Source organism: Paraburkholderia lebeckiae, from assembly GCF_014201005.1.
Taxonomy (GTDB): domain Bacteria; phylum Pseudomonadota; class Gammaproteobacteria; order Burkholderiales; family Burkholderiaceae; genus Paraburkholderia; species Paraburkholderia tuberum.
Window position 1 is genome coordinate 211,919 of sequence record NZ_JACHDK010000001.1, and the last position, 17,916, is coordinate 229,834.

The 17,916-nt window shown below is 56.9% G+C and carries 14 protein-coding genes and 1 pseudogene; 6 read left to right on the forward strand and 9 right to left on the reverse strand.

Features of this window, described 5'->3' with window-relative positions; all coding sequences use genetic code 11:
- Positions 1–42: 42 nt before the first annotated feature.
- The gene (gene drt4 / locus HDG39_RS00910; protein WP_184002505.1) at positions 43–1,647 is read right to left on the reverse strand and encodes an antiviral reverse transcriptase Drt4; all 1,605 of its coding nucleotides are present in this window, start codon (positions 1,645–1,647) and stop codon (positions 43–45) included.
- A 210-nt stretch (positions 1,648–1,857) separates the two neighbouring features.
- A complete protein-coding gene (locus tag HDG39_RS00915; RefSeq protein WP_184002507.1) occupies positions 1,858–2,454 on the reverse strand; it encodes a HEPN domain-containing protein in 597 nt (198 codons plus the stop codon).
- 489 nt (positions 2,455–2,943) lie between these two features.
- Here HDG39_RS00915 and HDG39_RS00920 point away from each other — a divergent pair, with 489 nt between their 5' ends.
- The 3 genes from HDG39_RS00920 (at position 2,944) to HDG39_RS00930 (ending at position 8,291) form a co-directional block, all read left to right on the forward strand.
- Complete coding sequence (locus HDG39_RS00920) at positions 2,944–4,290, forward strand: recombinase family protein (protein ID WP_260327469.1); 1,347 nt, start codon at positions 2,944–2,946, stop codon at positions 4,288–4,290.
- Between the two features lie 825 nt (positions 4,291–5,115).
- The gene (locus tag HDG39_RS00925) at positions 5,116–5,427 is read left to right on the forward strand and encodes a hypothetical protein (protein WP_184002509.1); all 312 of its coding nucleotides are present in this window, start codon (positions 5,116–5,118) and stop codon (positions 5,425–5,427) included.
- 680 nt (positions 5,428–6,107) lie between these two features.
- On the forward strand, positions 6,108–8,291 hold the full coding sequence (locus HDG39_RS00930; protein WP_184002511.1) for a KAP family P-loop NTPase fold protein: 2,184 nt from the start codon (positions 6,108–6,110) through the stop codon (positions 8,289–8,291).
- Positions 8,292–8,346: 55 nt separating this feature from the next.
- On the opposite strand, the gene HDG39_RS00935 is transcribed toward HDG39_RS00930, so the two are convergent.
- On the reverse strand, positions 8,347–8,562 hold the full coding sequence (locus tag HDG39_RS00935) for a DUF1289 domain-containing protein (RefSeq protein ID WP_184003193.1): 216 nt from the start codon (positions 8,560–8,562) through the stop codon (positions 8,347–8,349).
- 321 nt (positions 8,563–8,883) lie between these two features.
- On the opposite strand from HDG39_RS00935, the pseudogene HDG39_RS00940 reads away from it, so the two are divergent.
- From HDG39_RS00940 to HDG39_RS00950, 3 genes and pseudogenes are all read left to right on the forward strand, one after another.
- Positions 8,884–9,421: pseudogene (locus HDG39_RS00940) on the forward strand (fasciclin domain-containing protein).
- Between the two features lie 224 nt (positions 9,422–9,645).
- On the forward strand, positions 9,646–9,930 hold the full coding sequence (locus tag HDG39_RS00945) for a hypothetical protein (protein ID WP_260327470.1): 285 nt from the start codon (positions 9,646–9,648) through the stop codon (positions 9,928–9,930).
- Between the two features lie 158 nt (positions 9,931–10,088).
- Positions 10,089–10,307 (forward strand): hypothetical protein, encoded by a 219-nt coding sequence (locus HDG39_RS00950; protein ID WP_184002513.1) that lies wholly within the window; start codon positions 10,089–10,091, stop codon positions 10,305–10,307.
- Positions 10,308–10,335: 28 nt separating this feature from the next.
- Here the strand turns inward: HDG39_RS00950 and HDG39_RS00955 are convergent, their stop codons facing one another.
- The 6 genes from HDG39_RS00955 to HDG39_RS00975 all read right to left on the reverse strand — a co-directional run bounded on the left by HDG39_RS00955 (position 10,336) and on the right by HDG39_RS00975 (position 17,877).
- Positions 10,336–10,674: a hypothetical protein gene (locus HDG39_RS00955; RefSeq protein ID WP_184002515.1), complete on the reverse strand. Its 339-nt coding sequence runs from the start codon at positions 10,672–10,674 to the stop codon at positions 10,336–10,338.
- 283 nt (positions 10,675–10,957) lie between these two features.
- Positions 10,958–15,457, reverse strand: coding sequence for an NACHT domain-containing protein (locus HDG39_RS00960; RefSeq protein WP_184002517.1), 4,500 nt, complete (start codon positions 15,455–15,457; stop codon positions 10,958–10,960).
- Between the two features lie 252 nt (positions 15,458–15,709).
- Positions 15,710–15,937, reverse strand: coding sequence for a hypothetical protein (locus HDG39_RS00965; protein WP_184002519.1), 228 nt, complete (start codon positions 15,935–15,937; stop codon positions 15,710–15,712).
- 116 nt (positions 15,938–16,053) lie between these two features.
- Positions 16,054–16,452, reverse strand: coding sequence for a hypothetical protein (locus HDG39_RS34810; RefSeq protein WP_260327471.1), 399 nt, complete (start codon positions 16,450–16,452; stop codon positions 16,054–16,056).
- 34 nt (positions 16,453–16,486) lie between these two features.
- Positions 16,487–16,897 carry a BPSL0761 family protein gene (locus HDG39_RS35560; protein ID WP_311664631.1) on the reverse strand — a complete coding sequence of 137 codons (411 nt, stop codon included), beginning with the start codon at positions 16,895–16,897 and terminating at the stop codon, positions 16,487–16,489.
- Between the two features lie 104 nt (positions 16,898–17,001).
- Positions 17,002–17,877 (reverse strand): HAD domain-containing protein, encoded by an 876-nt coding sequence (locus HDG39_RS00975; RefSeq protein WP_260327472.1) that lies wholly within the window; start codon positions 17,875–17,877, stop codon positions 17,002–17,004.
- Positions 17,878–17,916: the final 39 nt, after the last annotated feature.

Sequence of the window (17,916 nt, forward strand, 5' to 3'; positions counted from 1 at the left end):
GCGGTCTTCTCAATCAAGTTGCAGCAAGAAACCCAATCGAGCCTACAGCTGGGTGCCTGCATTGTTACGAGCGGTCATCCACTCGGCGAAATCAAGCACCCTTTCCTCTGGCTCCCGGAAGGGGTTGTCCAAGTAACCACAGTAAAGTTCTGCTTCTGTTCGTTCAGTTCCATCAGGGACAAAATCGACGTTATGCGCCCTGAGGATGTCGAATGTAGCCCGGTCGGCGAGCTCGTCAATCGAACCGCCGATGTACATCTGATACAAAAGCAGCCATTGCTGGTCACGCTCGTACGGCTCCTGTTGCGCGATTCGTCGGCCAAAGTCAATAATTCTTCCGTCAACCTGACGAGTCTTGTACAACAACGTCAGCGCAACGCAATCGCCGGATTCAAGTACAGAGGTCACCGCATCCTGAGAGACCTCGAGTTCCAACACTCGCATCAGGTGCAGCGGCCACGCCATACCATCTGAGCGCCGATTTCGCGCATTTTCGATAACAATTGCATTGAGCTCAGCGCCGTATGGTTCAAGAAGATGGCGCTCGCGTCCGGCCACGACCTCAAGATACGGTAACAGGACTGGATAGTGCCAACACAGACTGAGGAGATACTCCATGATTCCAAAGACCGCACCATCTCGGAGGTAAGGAAGTAGAGACCCTACTGCGTACTTCAGCACGCTGCCGTCTCGAGTGTCTTTGTTGAGCCTAGTAGCAAAGTCTAGATACTGAATGGCATCGCTAATATGGACAATGTCGACGCCATCCGAATTGCGGGTGATGCGCGCCCCAAGCGCGGTTCCGAGCGCAATCACCCAAGTGTCGCTGACGGGTTCGGGCAGTTCAGCGACATTCGTCTTCTGCAGGTTTAAATGCAGCTTGAATGCAGCGAGTTCCTCACTGAGTTCGCGAAGAAAAAGTTGCGCGTTCTCGTGCGTCGCGCAAAAGGCGATGTAATCATCAATGTATCGCCGAAACCTGAAGCCCTTGGCTCGCAAATTCGCGTCGACGCGCCCGAGCACCAGTTCCACAATAATGCTAGAGGTTGCTGGCCCGATTGCAACACCGTTCGTCTCGTTACGCCGGGCCGCTCGTTGTAGCGCGTCAATTTCATCCGACCAGTGCCTGTCCGCCATGCCTCGAGCTTGAGCTTTCGCCTGCTCAACGCCCACGACAGCCCACGGAATGGAATGCGAGTAGATACTATTGAAGCAACTTGCTACGTCTGTCTCTACCCGGAACCGCTTCGAAAAACCAGCGGACATCGCCATAGATGCCTTCGTCTGAGCGTCCTCGTAGTTCATGATGAAAATGCGCCCATCGAAGTGCGTATCCGGCTTTATCGCACTGTTTTCGCTGTCAACCAAGGGACCAATTTCGTTCCAGTGAGAAAACATTGCTTTCGCCAGCCGCGCATATGGGCGTGGGTGGACCAGCGCGAGCCGGCGCGGGATGTTGTCGTGCCGTGTCATGGAGTACTCAGCGTGGTCGTAGCCGCTCCGCCTTCGCGGTTGTGCTTCCTCCACCGAGGCAACAAGCTCTGCTATCTCAGGCGTAAACCTTCGCGTCGAAATAGACGGCGGAAGCTCACCCACAGGGGCCTTCTGATTAGGGAAGTAGTTCCAGCGTGTCAATGCTTCGTACACGTGTCGCTCTGTGTCCCATGGCATAGAGTAATTCCCCAGTTAATCCAATTGGTAGTCGACCAAAATTCACTTCGGAGCGAGGGATGATTCGTCGACCGGTGGTTTTCTGAAGTGCCGACCGCGGCGAGAATGGCGTAGGAACAAAGACAACGCCGACCTCGCGAGTTGAAGCTGCCGTCAGAAAGGGCATGGATACGAATACATTACCCGTCAAGTGTGCTTAAAAAGTGAGGCTATCTCCGACCACATCGCTGAGAATCTCTCCCAATCCGAGGCACCATTGCCTGTGCGAATCTCGATGGTAGAGTCCGAGGACATTTTCACAGGTGAGGTGAGAACGTCACCGGCAAGCGACCAGTACTCTTTCAGCTTCTCGTCCGTACAGCGCGTTGGCACTGGATATCTTCCAGCCCATACTACGGCTTGCTCATAGTATCTGAGCATCGACAACTCATCGGCGCTTTTGGTAAGCCGCAGTAGTTCGACAAGTTTGACCAGACTGTGGGTCTTCTCAACATGACTACTCCGCTGCACCAACACGGCCTTCATGATGACTTCAAGTGCCAGGCCACACATCATGTGATATACCGGCCAACAAGCTACACCCAGGCTATACCCACGCCCGAAGCCCAGTTCCCGCGCGATTTTTTTCTGTTCGTCATGCTGCATCGCGTACCACAATGCCCCGGCAGATGCGTGCAAGTCCGCTCCACGGTTGAACCAATGATTGGGATGGTTTCGCTCTTCCGTCAGCGTGGGTCGCGATGCAAGCCAGGCCCCGATATCGCAGTCGTCTACTTCATCCATTGTTTACCTCCGTGCAACATTATTACCGACCTCGTCCTGCCTCGCATGCGCCTGTTAGTCAGTTTTTCTTACAACCCTCGATAATATGGGATGAGCGGCGAGTAAGTGCTTGGCTATTTCCCAAGTGGTCATCATGACACGAAGGCAACTGCGCTACCCAGCGAAGGATGCGTCAGTTGAGATTGGGGAGCGTACCAATGACGGCTCGACTTGCACCGAACAGTGGTCGCAGGGAATTCGCAGAACGGTGAAAAGCCAACTTGCCATTCCCTGACTTGCCCGCGACTTAAGCCCGGCCGAACGACATGCTGCGGCCTCGACCGCTACCTTGCGGACTCCAGCTTGCAACGCTGTGACACGACTCTCCTTGACTTCCTCGGCAGAAACACTATCACTCACCTGTGCTGCAACCGGACATGTCAAATGCCTTCCGCACGGAGTCGACGAGCAAGTCCACCTGTGCCTGTCCGTGCCGCGCAGTACATACGGATGTCGACGGACCATCAGGAATACTCTCCCGTTTTCCAGAGACAGGCTATCGCAGCCTATGCACTTGCCCATCACATCCGTATCGTCAGTGTGTACGAAGACGCTGGCATAAGTGGCTTGACCTTGCGGGAGCGTCCGGCACTTATTCAACTACTACTAGACGTTGATAGTCCGAAACGCAGGTTCACCACTGTGCTTGTGTATGACGTTAGCCGCTGGGGAAGATTTCAGGACGTTGACGAAGCTGCATTCTATGAATATGCCTGCCGGCGTGCCGGGGTCGATGTTGTATATGTTGCCGAACCTTTTGAGAACGACGGAAGTCCGGCGACGTCAGTGCTAAAGGCGTTGAAGCGGGCGATGGCCGCAGAGTTCAGTCGTGAGATGTCCGGCAAGGTTTTCCTGGGGCACTGCCTCAACGTCGAACGTGGTTTTCATACGGGTGGCCCACCCGGCTACGGATTACGCCGCATCCTTCTCGACGCAGACAGCAACGTCCGGCACTCCCTTGACAGGTACGAGTACAAAAATATTCAGACTGACCGCGTCATCATCGCCCCGGCGGCCGGTAGCGAAGCGGCGGTGGTTCGGAAAATCTACGAGTGGTACGCGACGCAACCAGTCACCGCAGCCGCAATAGCACGGCGCCTGAATGATTTCGGAATTTGCAATGGCCTCGGGCGTCCTTGGCAGGGCCGAAACATTCTGAACATCCTCCGCAACGAAATGTACATCGGCACGAATGTCTACAGTCGCACCACCTCCAAACTGGCCGGTCCGTGGGAGCGCGTTCCAGAGAAGGATTGGATTCGTGTCCCGGGAGCGTTTGAGCCGGTCGTCGACAAGCGCATCTTCACCGCCGTTCAGCAGAAAATGGAGAGAGCCCGGCGTAGACCCACGAGGGACGAGGTTACCGACGGTCTGCACAAAGTCATCAAACGAGCCGGCAAGCTCAGTCAGGCGACGCTAAGGCATTACCGTAGCGCGCCGTCCGTCGAGCAGGTAATGCATGAGTTTGGAAGCCTGAATGACGCATACAGGGCAATAGGCTACGCACCGAATCTGGACCCCGCTCGCTCGGAAAACCGCTCTGTCGAGCGCCGCATGGAAAAGCGGGTCGCTGATGTAACCATCGATGTTTTTGCAAAGTCTGGGCCACGAGGTGCGGTACGAAAAGCACACGGATGCGATATGTATCGATGGCTCGTTGAGATTGAAGCTTGTCGTTCGCAGCCCTTGGCTTATCGGCGGTCAAGTGCCTTACTGGGTCGCACGTTGGCCAGACTGTTTCCCCATCGATTTCCTTATATATGGCCGCATAGAGCGAGCGAGTTCGGAGCTGCTTGATTTTCACATTTTCCCGCGTGGAAGCCTCGTTCCCGGGGCATACACGGTAATCCACCGGCACGGCCTGGCACATTTCAAGGCCTATCAGCATTCAAATCTGATGCCATTGCTTGACATCGCTGAGAGCGGTCCCTTGGAAACCTTGGTAAGCATGACTTCCTGCAGGAGCGTCCCTTGATGCGCCCGCGCCGACCAGGCATCAGTCCCTCTGGAATTGAGCGAAACCTGCACCGGCAGAATGACGAATCAAAACCTGCAGGGCCCCAACCTGAACGTTGTCGTGCCGGTAGAAAAGCGACACCAGAGGAAAAGGCCAAAGACGTTCTCAAGCTAGAGCGTGCGCGCCAGCGAAATGCAATCAGACATATGCAGGCGACGCGCGGTGAGATGGCTCTGGCGACAAAGGCCCTGCTGGAGCTGCTGTCGGACCCTGCCTTCGTGGCGCTGTTACGCGCCGAGGGGTTCACCTCGATACCGAAGCTCCTTCATCAACGGCTCGTGGAGCGGCGCTAATGACGCAAAGCCGACCTGCGAGATTCATACGTCGTTCAAACGCGGCTCAAGCCGGGTGCGAACGACCGCCAGAAATTTGTGCGGAGGCGTTCGAGCTGTTCGTCGGGCAAACGCTTCCGAAGCGGACCGTCGCAGCGCTCGCAAGGATGGCTCCGGCGCGTCAGGTTGCCACTGCGCGGACTATGGTTGCAGTCGACAATCTCTGCGGAGATTTCGCTCAGCCCCTACTGGCAGCGACGCCATCAAGTGAGATGGGTCGATGATGCGCGGGGGCGACAGTCTCACCCCGATTGCGCAGCCCGACTGGCCAGGATGGAACGGAAGCTCATTCAGATGCAACTCGAAGCGGCAGAGCTGCGCTCGCATTACGACGATGACCTGTTTCATCTGGCGCTTGCCGCCAGTTATGTTCGGGGCTGGACGCGGAACGAGGTGGTTACACCTTGGCTCTACTCGCACCATCCGGAGTTCGCCATTGTGCTCGACCGCCTGGCGAAGGCGGCAGACTTTGCAATCGAGCCAGGGCGCCCAATGCGGCTTCCTTACTCGCCAGCTGCTAGCCCGGCAATATCGCGCAAAGACAAATCAGGTAGACGCTCATCGGCAGGCATCCCGACCCGTTAAGACCACCGCGTACCAACAAGGTAGGTCAAGCAGTGCTGGTAGATGGTCCGCGCTGTTTCCGACCGGAAGTCCAACCTCAAGTTCTCACAAAACAGCATGGTAAACGTCTGTCGCGAAAAAGCGGATAGCGGTGCCACCTCCAACTGTCGGGCCAGTTCCAGGGCGCGACTCGACAGCATGACCCGCTGCATGACATCAGCGCCCCCGCCATTTGTGTTTAACCACAAGGTCGTGGACTCCACGACGTGGTCGGGCGAAAGCCAGTGACCCGTCAATTGTTTCGCGAGCAGGTGCGACGAAACAAGATTGGCAAGCAGTTCGGCTCGCGCCCGTAGGTCGAGGTTGAGTCGATTCGTCACGCTTAAACGCAGTCAGTAGACTCAACGGGGATGATACAGCGGTCAAGGCCAGTGGCAGCTCCTCCGGCTGTGACTGGTCCGTACGGCGGCAAAGAACAGTGAATCTGGTTCGGCCGGTGTCGACCACTGCGACCAAAGTAAGGCGACCAGGATGCCATGCGCTGGTCGTGCGGAATTCCGAATCCACGTTCTCGTCTTTTTCTCCTTCCGCAGGTTACCAACCTTCCAGCCCTGTTCAACTTCGTGTCTGTACATGGGGCGATGAAATGACGTTAGCATCACGGTTCTTCACACAAAAACCTCTCCGTGGAAGTTGCGCAAATGCCTACCGCCGAACCCGCCATGTTCCAGCATGACCAGCCGCAAGTTACAAATGACCTCTACAGTCGGAAGCCTTTTGCGGAGCAACTTGGTCGCCTACTGGTGCTACCGCCGAAGAGTCCCGGCGTTGTCATAGGTGTTGAAGGGCCGTGGGGTTCAGGTAAAACAACCGTGGTGCGTTATATCATCGAATCGCTCAAGACGGCTGCTGACGGAGCACCAATCGTCGTCGAGTTCAACCCATGGATGCTCGCAGGTGCGGACGCGCTGGTTGAAGCCCTTTTGACCGAGCTCGCTTCCGGCATCGGGATGAACGCAGGCAAGAAGCGCGCGAAGAAATCGCTGGACGCAGCAGGAAAAATACTGGGATACGCTGGGCTACTACGCCACCTGAAATATCTCAAATACGTTCCCGGGGTAAGTCTCGTGGGAGTTGCTGCGGATACTGTCGGTACCGCGCTTCACGAAGCAGGTAAATTGGCGAACAAGGCCGGTGAGAATGCGGATAACGCGAAGAAGATAGTCGAAGAAGCTGAGAAGCTCGTATCCGTCAAAGCTGGGCTAAGTGAACGAAAAAGAGAGGTTATCAAAGCGCTCGCCAAGCTTGACCGCAGCATTGTCGTCATTGTAGACGACCTTGACCGCTTGACGCCTGATGAAATCAAGGCAGTGTTCCGCACAATCAAGGCAGTCGCGGACTTCCCACGCGTCGCTTATTTACTCGCGTACGACCGAAACGTAGTTAGCGAAAGTCTTGGCGGTGGCCCGGTCGCAGGGGGCAACGCCTACATCGAAAAAATCGTGCAGGTTGCGTATCCCATCTCACCTGCATTTCCGTGGCAGTTGCAGTCTCACATTTCCGGCGAGCTTGCCAGCCTGCTGAAGCGTATCCATCGCGAACTCGAGCCCTTCGAATCCGAGCTGCTGGGGCGGGCCACCACGCTGACGTGCAGCCTCTGTCGGTATCCGCGGGATATCGTGAGGCTCATGAATCGCCTCACGCTTAGCCTGACCAGCACAACCCACGAAGTCAACGCGTCAGACGTCATCGTGGCCGAAGCGCTCTTCCAACGATTTCCAGGAATCCGCGACGCGGTAGTCCAGAACCCCGAGCAGTTCACGGGGTTCTTCTGGTCAGTGGAGGAAGAGGCCAGCTCCACTGATTGGTCAATGTATTTTTCGAACACGAAAGAAGAGAGGCGAACAGCGTGGCAGGCGCACTTGCCGCCAGACAATGCTGACAAGGCGGTTGCGACGGCTGCGCTCAAGTTCCTCTTCCCAATTACGAACGGCACCGGTTCGAATTCGCCGCTCCGTAGCCATCTCCGTATATCTGAACTGTCTCGGCTCATTCGATTCTTCACTTTGACCTCAGTGACCGGCGTCCAGGAAGTCGCAGATATCCACGAAATGCTAGCTGAGCCAAGCCAGCTTGGAGACATGCTAAACGACCTGGATTATGCAAGAGCGACTGAGATGGTCAATCACATGACTGCCTATATCGACACTGCCAAATCCGTCGACTGCACAGGAGTCGTCCGAGAGCTCATTCGGTCGTGCACAGAGGAAGGACTTCACACATCATCTACGCGCGAATTTAGTCGCGCCGTCGCCACCCTGGCCGCGAATTGCATTCAACGGGGCGGGGCTCAGATATTCTCTATCGCCGTCGAATTCGTCAACAGCGTTCCTCTTACGTACGGATTGGATTTTCTCGTGACTGCCGGCACGCGCCACGGGGAGATTCGACTTGTTGACGGGTACAGGATTGAAAATGCCCCCATGTACATCGATGACGCACAAATCTTGTCAACTTGCGTTGCTTCTTGGCGCAAGCGGGCAGAAGAATCGATTATGTCTGGTAGCGTTATTGAAAGTGACAACCTATTCCCCCTTCTCTATGGCCTGTCTCACGTCGGACGCGACTCCCGTGATATCGATGCAATCAATGCATTCCGAGCGTTTTGTCTCCAAGTGGCAAGCGGGCTAGAGCACTTTTTGGATAGGGCACGTCCGTATAGAGAGCTTCAGCTTAAAACGTTCTTCCTCTATGTCTGGGACGCGGATGAGATGGCGACACTTGTCGAACAATCGCCCTTCGCCACTGAATTCGCTTGGTATGCCGACCAACTTCGGACAGACCCAGTGGCGCGCAAATTTGTCCAAGACAGGTGCAACGCTTGATATCGCGGCCCCGTGTTATTCGCGAAATGGTGGCGGCCGCCCCTGCGGCTTCGATTCAAATGGCCGCAAACGAAGGCTCCGCCGGCAACCCCAAGGGCTCCCGCTGCACTTTGGCCTGTCGCCTCGTGCGCTCGTTAATCACCTGATGGCGCCGGTGGTCGGCCATCTTCTTCCACCCGCGAATTTCATCCAGCACTTGAAAACACCCGACGCACAGTTGGGTCTTGCCATTGAAAGCACACGCGTCAATGCACGGGGACTTGACTGCGATGACTCAGGTCACCGCCTGTGAAGGTTGCACTTCGACTGTGACATGCGACAGCCCCCTCCTGCCTCGAACACGACGGTTGCAGCAGGGGAAGCTCAGCGGTATGCGCCGTAACACTTCTGTGGCCGATGCTGGCATGTGGTGCATTTCGGATTGTCGGAGAGCACAATCCCGCAGCTCGTCGTTCAACAGGGCCGCATCAGCCTACATCGTCGCGATGCAGTCCGTTTTTGAATCCAGGCGCGAGTAATCCCCGTATATGAGCTCAAGACCGCGCAACCACGCGTGGTAACTCAGGGGGAGTACATGATGAATTACAAGACTATGTTCGTAGCTGTCACATTGTCGGCAGCTGTTTCAGGTGCCTTCGCCGCCAGCGACACAGTCATGGTCGGCGGTCAAGCCATGTATCCGAGCAAGGACATCGTGGACAACGCGGTCAACTCGGCTGACCACACCACGCTCGTCGCAGCGGTCAAAGCAGCTGGTCTCGTCGATACCTTGAAGAGCGCAGGGCCATTCACGGTGTTCGCACCAACAAACGATGCGTTTGCTGCATTGCCAGCTGGCACAGTCGACACGCTCGTCAAGCCTGAAAACAAGGCGATGCTGACAAGCATCCTGACCTACCACGTCATTCCCGGTCGCTACGACTTCCGTAAGCTCGACGCGGCTATCAAGGCAGGTGGTGGCAAGGCGGAACTGAAAACGGTCAATGGGGAGCCGCTGACGTTCACCGAGAATGGTCCGCACAACATCGTAGTCATGGATGCCGGCGGCCATACCGCCGACATATCAACTTACGACGTGACGCAGAGCAACGGCGTCATCATGGTGGTCGAAGGTTCTGATGCCGAAGTAAAGGGCAGGCGCGCAACGTCACGGGTCTGAATTTAGTGCGGCCCTGTCATTTTTGGTGTCGAACCACGACTTACACACATACCTCGCATCTGGACGCAGGGCATGTTTGCCCCGTTCAGATGGGAGTCGCTGCATGCGCTCGCCGCTACGCAAGCACTCAATGTTTAGCGGTATTTGAGACTTCGGCGCGGCTAACGCATGAGCCGATATCACGGGAGAAACACCATGGAAAAGTTGACGATGAAGACTCTGGTCGCGCGTGTCGCTGTCGCGTCACTCTGCGTATGTGCCGCTACGCTTGCGCAGGCTGGCGGAAACGGCAACGGTGGCAATGGCAGCGGCGGCGCTCACGGTGCAGCAACGGCAGGAATGACGTACCACGGGGACCCCGTCACGAGTCCGCTGGATGCGATGCCGGGACACGCAACGCAAAAAATGGACGCGCACGAAACCGATATGCGCCCGATGTCGCCCGATGACGCCATGAGTCCGGCGAAAACCGGACAGTGAACTGCACCCGCGCTTCGCATCAGGCGTCACTCAGTCTGATGAAGCGCGGGTACGCGACGCGTTACTCCTGACGTATCGGGAATCCCCCGTCTGATAACACCCGAGGGGAACGAGCTGCGCGTTGATGCCCACGACTCGCATGTTGAGGTCGTGCGCTGATGGAATCGGGAAGCTACAAGGGATACCGCATCTTCGGTCACGCCATACTCCAGCAGGAAGACATCCTTTCGCCTGAGCGATACGCAGGCAGCGGGACCATCACCCGCGACACAAAGATGGTTGAAGCCTCTGGAGTGCTCGGCGTTTTTGATACCGAGGAAGAAGCGCAGCTTGCGGGGTTGGACTGGGCGCGTGCCTGGGTCGATAACCACGGCTAGCACCTGGTTGACGTCAGTCCGCGGCAGCCTATGCCGGGGCGAATATCACTGCTCCAACATCGGCGATGTGCGTGAAGCTTCGAAAAAATCGGTACGACTGGTCGCCGACTGTTATCTGGTTTGTACCGGGCTGAGTCAACTCAAGTATCTCGTCGGCCACCGCCGCCGAAATGGTCCCATGACGAGTCAAATCGTTCTCCTCGCCGGCTGGGTCGCCGATGTAGACAGAACAGACGTCTGAACCGTCGCGCATCATGACGACGCACTTCCCCTTATCCAGCGAGAGTTCGAGATGCTCGGCCAGCGCCCGCAATGACTCTGGCGTTTGCCCATGCGGGTCACAAGTCAAATCTGAAGCGGTATTCATCTTGCTGTCCCCCGTCAAAGATGCCTGTCCTGAATCGAAAGCTTACCCCTAAGGCAACCACGGTCTAACTATAAGTGCCGATATATGGGTTCGGAATGTTGACGCCGACGTCAGCCTGACCCACATGTCGATGTCGGGTTGACCATGGCCGGCAATTGGAAACAGGTCTCCAGCGCCTACGGCTTGCGACTCGCTCAGGAGGTCCAGCCGAACGTCGGCATCCCGGTCAAGCTGGCGTCGGCAGCAACCTACCAAGTGATTAAGATTTCCCGTCACGACCGCGTTACGTCGCACCCGGTACAGTCGGCGCCAATGTGACCTCGGTTTCCGCAGCAACGTCCTCGGTATCCAGCGCATTCCGGCCAAGCCCCTTCTTCGCTGCGGCAGACTTCTTCGACGACGACGGTCTCGCCGCACTTTTTACGGCGGCCCCCTTCGTATCGCCGATAGCCGGCTTGATGGCAGTCGCCGGATTTGTCGAGGCCTTCTTTGTCGCACGCCTTGAAGCCGGAATGCCACCCTCGACAGCAGGACTAGGAGGTATGCAATCGATGGCGAATACAATCAATTCCTGAACGTGCGGTTGCTCTTCCTTGATGAGTCGCGCCTGTCCCTGCAGGTACTCAACCAACGCTTGAAATGATTGTCCCTTGCCAACTCCTGGAATGTTCCAACCTTTATTGTCGAGTCGGAAGAGCACCAGAATTCCGTGACTGCTGTTGAACCCTTTCAGGTACTGCCCAACCAGCTGGTCGCGGATTGTGCTGGTCAACGACGCAGCAGAATAGCCTCGTCGATGGTCAACAGGCTTAATCTCAATGCAGACGTTCCAGCTACGCGCACTCAATTGTATGTCGGTCGCCTTGTCATCATCGACCTCTTCTTCGCGATGAACGCTAAACCGTCGATTCGGCGTCTCGCGAAAACGAGCGGCAAGCCAAAGCTGCAGCAACTTCTCCCGCATGCGAACGTAGAACAGGCCTCTGTCGCTGAATGGCCCCTGTTCTACGCCAATCCGCACCTCCTCCAACCGGGAAAGCACTTGTTCAAAAAGTTCGCGCTCGCTTCGAGGTTCGCGGTGCAACGGTGTCCCAAGCGAATACAAATCGTCGGCATCAAAGCGAGACGCAAGGGACACTTCGAGAGCCGCGTGTTCTTGCACGCGCCCCTTAAGCCATGTCTTTGCTACTGGTTCCGTTTCGGTTGAAACGAGCTTCAATAGCGCCTGATGTGCGGCAACTCCCGGAGTGCGGACAAGAATTCCGGGTATCGTCTCTAGCGTCCGGGTCATGGAAGGGGCAAACCAATCATCCTTCGCGCTCTCCGAAGCAGCATCCGCCGCGGAGCGGTGTTTTGAGACCAGTGCGTGAAGTCGCATCAGCACGTCGGCTGTGGAATCGTCCGCAGGCATCCGAATCCATTTGAAATCAGACAGCGCTTCAACGAACCGCTTCACCTGCGTCTTGGCGGTTGCGTCGTCAGTAGCAAGATTGTCCTCGAACCACGTCCAGGCGCGATGAGGGTTTTGCTCGAGCCAGACCCGTAGCCAATGTGGGTCGCCGAGCAGTCCATCGAGCTTCCTGGATTCGACCAGTAGCACTCTGCAGAACTCTTCGACCGTGTCCGGCAGGACGAGGCCGTCTTCGCGAAGCGCGTCAAACAGTTCCTTGATGGTCGCTGGCGACGCGATTTGCCGGCTCAACACGGCCGGAACCAGCGGCTGCAGCAGCCTGGCGCGAACGGAACCGCGGCAATGAAGGGCGAGGTCGAGCGTTCGCCGCGTATGGCTCGTCGTTTGTTCCTGATGGGCTTCGCTTGCAATCCACGAATGCAAAGCTTCTTCCACTGCAGGCCCATTGCCAGCTACCAAATGGTCAAACCAGTCAGGTGGCCGCTTGAGTTCCCAGACAGCAAGACGAGCGGCCCGGACGGCATCGCCCTGACTGAACGCTTCGATATCCTGTCCCTCCTTCAGGGCAGTATAGAAACCGGCCAGTGCCAGAATCACTTCCCAAGGGACAGTGCCATTCGCGTAATCAGCGGGGCTGGGCGGTTCGAAGCTGCGCCACACACTCATTAAACCAGTGGCGAACGCCTCGGCAACGTCTGCGCCCAGGTCGCGAGCAATCACTCCGTAATCAACACGGAAGATGTCGTTGCGACCAGCGTGGTCATAAGAATACTGAACGAGCCAGCACAACGTTCCCATGTGGCTTGCATCACGAACGTGAACAATTTCGGTGTTGACTTGCTCTTTATACGTATCTTGTTGGGCGAGCCTCTCGCGTTCGCGTTTTCGATGCTCTGCTTTCCATTGACGTTGCTGCCTCTGGGCGGCTGCCCTTGCTGCCAGGTCTGCGGCAATCCGCTTCTCGCGCGCTGCACGGTCGGGGCCTACTGCGAGAGCGGCGAGCCCAACTTTTCTCGCATGGCGTGCGAGATGGCCCATCGCCACGTCCTTCGCAATCTCGAACCAGAACTCTCGCTCCGCAGGCGGCAAGTGCTCGTCGTTTGCAAGCAAAGTCAATCTAGGGAGGTCTGCGGCGTTGAAATTGACAAGGCAGCTAGACCAGCACATTCGAGTGTTCAGATGCGAGATTCGCGACGATTGCATGAAGGTCGTAGCGAGCTGCCAGCGCAGGCTTGGATGGCCAGCAATCTGGTCGTGAATGCCTTTTAAGTCATGGTCGGAGTACCAGGTGTTGCGCAACACCTCAATGCAAACAGCAGCTTCCAGACAAGCTGCAGGGTATTTTTCGGTCGCGATGTCGAGAACTGACAGCAGTCGTTCGAGGCATGCGGGGAGAACATCCAGTATCCATGCGCGGGGCGGTTTGGGGCCGTGATACTTGTTAAATTCGGTAGCGTCGTTCTGCACAGGCAAGCTTGCGACGACCGCTTCCAGAAGTGCATTCGCAGACTGTACAGTAGGAGTTGGAAGCAGGTCTTGGCTAATGGCCGACGCCATCGGTCCGTGGCCGTACTCATCCTCGGAGCCAGTCATCGTAAAAGTCTGGGTTAGCTCTGTGGCGGTGAGCGACTCGGCGCCTGCGGCTGTAAGCGCCGCCGCGATAAGCGCGTTCGAAGGAAACAAAGCTGACAACAGCTTAGTCTTGATGGCCATGCGCTGCTCAGGCGTTGCTATGGCCGCGAGCGCATCCAGTGCCAGCAATTGCTCGCGCGAAGAAGCATTGGAGTCTGAGAAAAGATTGAAAACTGCAGTCGCGCATTCCGTCAGGCGCGCATGCACGACGATGGGCAAGAGCGAGACTTTTACGGTGGTTGGCAATTCCGCGTCGGACAGGTAGCTTGTGACGAGGCCGCGCGAAAGTCGTTTGCCGACCCGCATAAACTCTGCGGCGTCGTTATACCAGTCGGGCCGATATCCCTCATTGCGTCGCTGCACATAGCTTGCAAAAGCGGCATCCGCTGACAATGTATCCCACGATTCCGGGTCGCCATCAAAAAGAAGCATCTCCGGAAAGTGTCCGACGACCCACTCACGGGCCTTCGCATTGATTGCTGCCAGCCAGCAAAGCGCCCAACGCCGCGATGGAATCAATACAGGTTCGCCAAAAGGCTTGGCAACGAATAACTCCAGAATGCGATGCAGTGGCACTCCCGCCTGGAGCTCTCCATCTACCCAGCAGGCAGCGAGATATGCCCGAGTGGTCCGGTGATGGAACTTCACACGAGCAAACGTCGCTTCATCGAACAATGCGGACGCGAGCAATCGCGTGACCTCCACGTCGCGCCATTCAGCCAGCACCTCATGAGGCGCAACCTCGCTCTCGCGGACGAGTGCTGATGTTTCGCACGAGATGTAGGCGCGACCGGACAGCTCTGTTGCAGCCGCCAAGAGTTCGGCCCCCTCGCGAAGTTGTGCAGGCGAAAGGACTGCCCCCGACGCATGGTAACTGGGGTTTGTTTCTTGCAACCGGTTTGCAACACTGCCTTCGATAAGTTCCCGATAAGTGCCAAGGCTACGTTTTCCCTTCCATACCTCTACCATCCAGTTCAGGTCTAGCGGACGGGTTGCCAGATGTTCATAGTCGCCATTGCTGATAGCGGACCAGAATTTTTTTTCGTCCGGAACACCCCATGCGCGAGCCAGTTTCTGCGCCTCCTGAATTGACAGCGGCGCGAGCGATGCGACAAATGTTTGTGAGGGTTCGTACGTGCGCGGCTCGTCGAAGGAAAGAGGCACTGCATGGCCTTGAGGCACTTCAGAGGCTTCGAGCCCAGGCTTGCGGCAAGCCCGGTCGATAGGTTCGACCAGTAATTCTTTGACTGCCGTCTGCACGTCGTCAATTGACCAGTCCGTCCACCTGCTGGAAACGGCGACGCGCACACGGGAGAAGTACAGCCGCAAGTTTGCGTGAACTAGCCGAAGCGCTTTCTTTAGTGCGACGTGGCTGGTCAGGCGCGCTTCGTCGACGGCGTCCAGAAAAAAGTAGCCGACCTCGGTCGACTGCTGCCACGCTTCAAACGCAGAATCAGACTGGCCAAGTGCTAGCTCCCACGAGTCGCTCACTGCCAATTGACTGAGTTCGACGAAGAAGGCAACCTTGCCCTGTGTTCTCAGGCGCTCCGTTTCGTCTTTGAATTCGGTCGTCTTTCCGATGCCGGCTTCGCCTACGACGACCACAACGCGCTTTTCGTGCAGGTCAGACCAAGTCAGCTTGCCATGCTTGGCGTCAAGGTACGTTGTCCAATCGTCATCCTCCTCCGACTGCTCGCTCGGTCGGGTAAACGTCCGGAGAAGGTCAACATGCCTTAACATCTTCGTCTCCATATCAATTGGGAGGCTGTATGGGTAACCCTGAGGCCGCCGCGACAGGACAAGGCATCATCTCTGATTATCTACTAATAGAGCGTCGTCAGGGTTCGGTGTCGCCTGCACTTCAGAAGGCGTGCAGGCAGGTCGCTTTGCGGCCGCAAGAGGATGACGACCGTCCGTGCGAATGTCACGGTAGCCGGGTAACGCCGGTAACGAGGTTGGCGTTCTGCCGTCGCGCATGCAGCACGAGCGGACCTAGCCAAGATAGCCACGCGGATTGACCGCGGCCGTACTGACGAAGCGATGAGCGAGAGGCGACGCCGACACAGTATCGACCCACATGCCGACGGCGGACTGACCATGCCTGCCAATTGGAAAAGGTTTCAGCAGCAACGATTCGCGGTTGTCACTGGCGGTCCAGCCGAACTTCGGCAAGCGGGTCAAGCTGGCGTCGGCAGCAACAGTAGTAGACTCGAATGGCATCGACTGCTCGAAGGAGTGGTCTTGGTTCGAGCAAAATCCAACTCAATTCGCCAGCCGGCGGGGACGCTGGCCGATTCGCAGGCCTGCGCGCTGGTTGCCATGGTGTCGCCTTCGCCTCATTCGGTCTTGGCGCGCATTGCGCGACACCGTTCCAACTCTCTACTTAGCGAATCTATTTCCGCTTGCATGCCAGCTGCTCTCTGTAGAAGCTGACCGACTTTGTACCAGTACGCATAGCCCAAGTCACCGTCTGCCATAGCCAGTTCGTGAATTTTTCGAAGAGCAATCTCAAGCTCGATGTGGTTTTCTGAAGGCATCTCATCCTTTTCCACTGTAATTGAAATGCGATGGTCGCGCGGCAAAGCAGGCGAGCGTCTGAACAAGCCCCCTTCGTTCAAATGTCGCTTCTTGATGCGCAACACAACCAAGGCGAGTACGAACCCGCATGCCGGTACGTACAACAGCGCCGGATTTTCAAGAGTGAAGGTCAAGATTTCGTTCACGGTGCGCATCATTTATGTAGCCTGCATTCTGCATCGCTGATGGCTATCATTTTGGGGGCGCCCATATTCCAGGAAGAGCCGCAGCCGATACCTCTAGGTCAACGTCTAGCGGATAGTGCCGGAGGAGTTGCAGTGCAGCTTGCCGAATGGCGCCGGGCGAGGCGGTGCCGGTGGCGAGCACTTGCAACAGCTCACGCGTTTCGATGACTGCCTTGGTGCGCTCGTATGCTGTTGTCATCGGCGGCAACCTCCATTCTTGGTTTCTCGGATTTCGGCGACCCTCCCACGCCGACGCGGCCACTTTTTGCCGCCTAGATTTGCGCTCTACCATCTGTGCACCAATGTGACGAAGAGCACAGTTGCGAGAAAAAAGGTAACGACGACGGCAACGGTCCAGCCGAGCCACTTCGCTACGCGGTCGATGTTCTCTTGAGATGAAGCAAAGCGGCAGAGTCATTCGCCAAAACGCCGGTAGTATTTCATGTGGTCGCTCACAGGTCAGCGTCGGCAGTGCTCGGGGGAGCGTATATCTGCAAGGAAGCAGGCAATTGTGCCGTTCGGTCAGCCGTCTCGCGCGGCGTGTACTTCGGTCAGCCACTTTGCGATGCGCGAGAGCGCATGGCCGTTGTTGATTCCACTGCGCGAGTCGAGTAAAAGAAAGTGCTCTACGAGTTCTCCGGGTTCACGGCCGAACCGCTCAGCACCGAACACCGCGTCGTCGATGGCGAGCCAGTGCTTCAGGCGCTTGCCATATGCATAGCTGCGGATGACGTCTGTGCGCTCGGTGCCGTCCAGCACGTAGCTGCGCCGTGGCTTGATATCGCGGGTCGTGCCGACGACGCGAGTCCGCAGTTCGGGCGGTAGGTAGGCGATGACGTGTTCCTCTGGCAAGCGACGAGCCCATGACGTCGTGAGCACAATCTCAACATCGGGATATGGCTCAAGCAGTTCGATGAGCAGGGGCGCGAATTCAAGCAGCGGGCGCCCGGAGTCGAGGGTAATCTTATCGTCCCCGCCAATGTACGCATTGCCGATGTGAAGCGTACCGTCGAAGTCGACGAAAAGCGTCGGCGTCGTGTTGTCCATGATTAATGGCACAGGCTTCGGCTGCTCTCGCCTAGGAAAACGCCGCTCCATCACTTCATTCCAATTGACGGTATGGCCGACTGCCGCGAGTGCGTCGCTAGCGTCGTCCCGCTTCATAACGAGCATCTCAAGTCCGAAACCGGCGAACACCTTAAACAGGACCTCAGTTCGAACGGACAATCCATCTTCGATGCCGCTCAATTCGGCGACATCGACGTAGAGATAGTCAGCGGCGTCTAGCAGGTTGAGTTCGCATCGCAGTCTGCAACTGCGAACCAAATGGCCGAGTGTGCGGAGGTCTACGGCGAGCGGGGTGAGCGGCGAGTTGGGTGTGGATGTCGTTAAAGGCATGGTGCTGGATTGGGCGACGAAATAGGTAGCCGAGTCCCA

What these genes read in the sequence shown, in the direction of transcription:
- HDG39_RS00915 (WP_184002507.1), bottom strand. Translation starts at nt 2,454, where the DNA reads ATGGATGAAGTAGACGACTGCGATATCGGGGCCTGGCTTGCATCGCGA.
- HDG39_RS00920 (WP_260327469.1), top strand. Translation starts at nt 2,944, where the DNA reads ATGTCGACGGACCATCAGGAATACTCTCCCGTTTTCCAGAGACAGGCT.
- HDG39_RS00925 (WP_184002509.1), top strand. Translation starts at nt 5,116, where the DNA reads ATGGAACGGAAGCTCATTCAGATGCAACTCGAAGCGGCAGAGCTGCGC.
- HDG39_RS00930 (WP_184002511.1), top strand. Translation starts at nt 6,108, where the DNA reads ATGCCTACCGCCGAACCCGCCATGTTCCAGCATGACCAGCCGCAAGTT.
- HDG39_RS00945 (WP_260327470.1), top strand. Translation starts at nt 9,646, where the DNA reads ATGGAAAAGTTGACGATGAAGACTCTGGTCGCGCGTGTCGCTGTCGCG.
- HDG39_RS00950 (WP_184002513.1), top strand. Translation starts at nt 10,089, where the DNA reads ATGGAATCGGGAAGCTACAAGGGATACCGCATCTTCGGTCACGCCATA.
- HDG39_RS00955 (WP_184002515.1), bottom strand. Translation starts at nt 10,674, where the DNA reads ATGAATACCGCTTCAGATTTGACTTGTGACCCGCATGGGCAAACGCCA.
- HDG39_RS00960 (WP_184002517.1), bottom strand. Translation starts at nt 15,457, where the DNA reads ATGTTAAGGCATGTTGACCTTCTCCGGACGTTTACCCGACCGAGCGAG.
- HDG39_RS00965 (WP_184002519.1), bottom strand. Translation starts at nt 15,937, where the DNA reads ATGCCATTCGAGTCTACTACTGTTGCTGCCGACGCCAGCTTGACCCGC.
- HDG39_RS34810 (WP_260327471.1), bottom strand. Translation starts at nt 16,452, where the DNA reads ATGATGCGCACCGTGAACGAAATCTTGACCTTCACTCTTGAAAATCCG.
- HDG39_RS35560 (WP_311664631.1), bottom strand. Translation starts at nt 16,897, where the DNA reads ATGACTCTGCCGCTTTGCTTCATCTCAAGAGAACATCGACCGCGTAGC.
- HDG39_RS00975 (WP_260327472.1), bottom strand. Translation starts at nt 17,877, where the DNA reads ATGCCTTTAACGACATCCACACCCAACTCGCCGCTCACCCCGCTCGCC.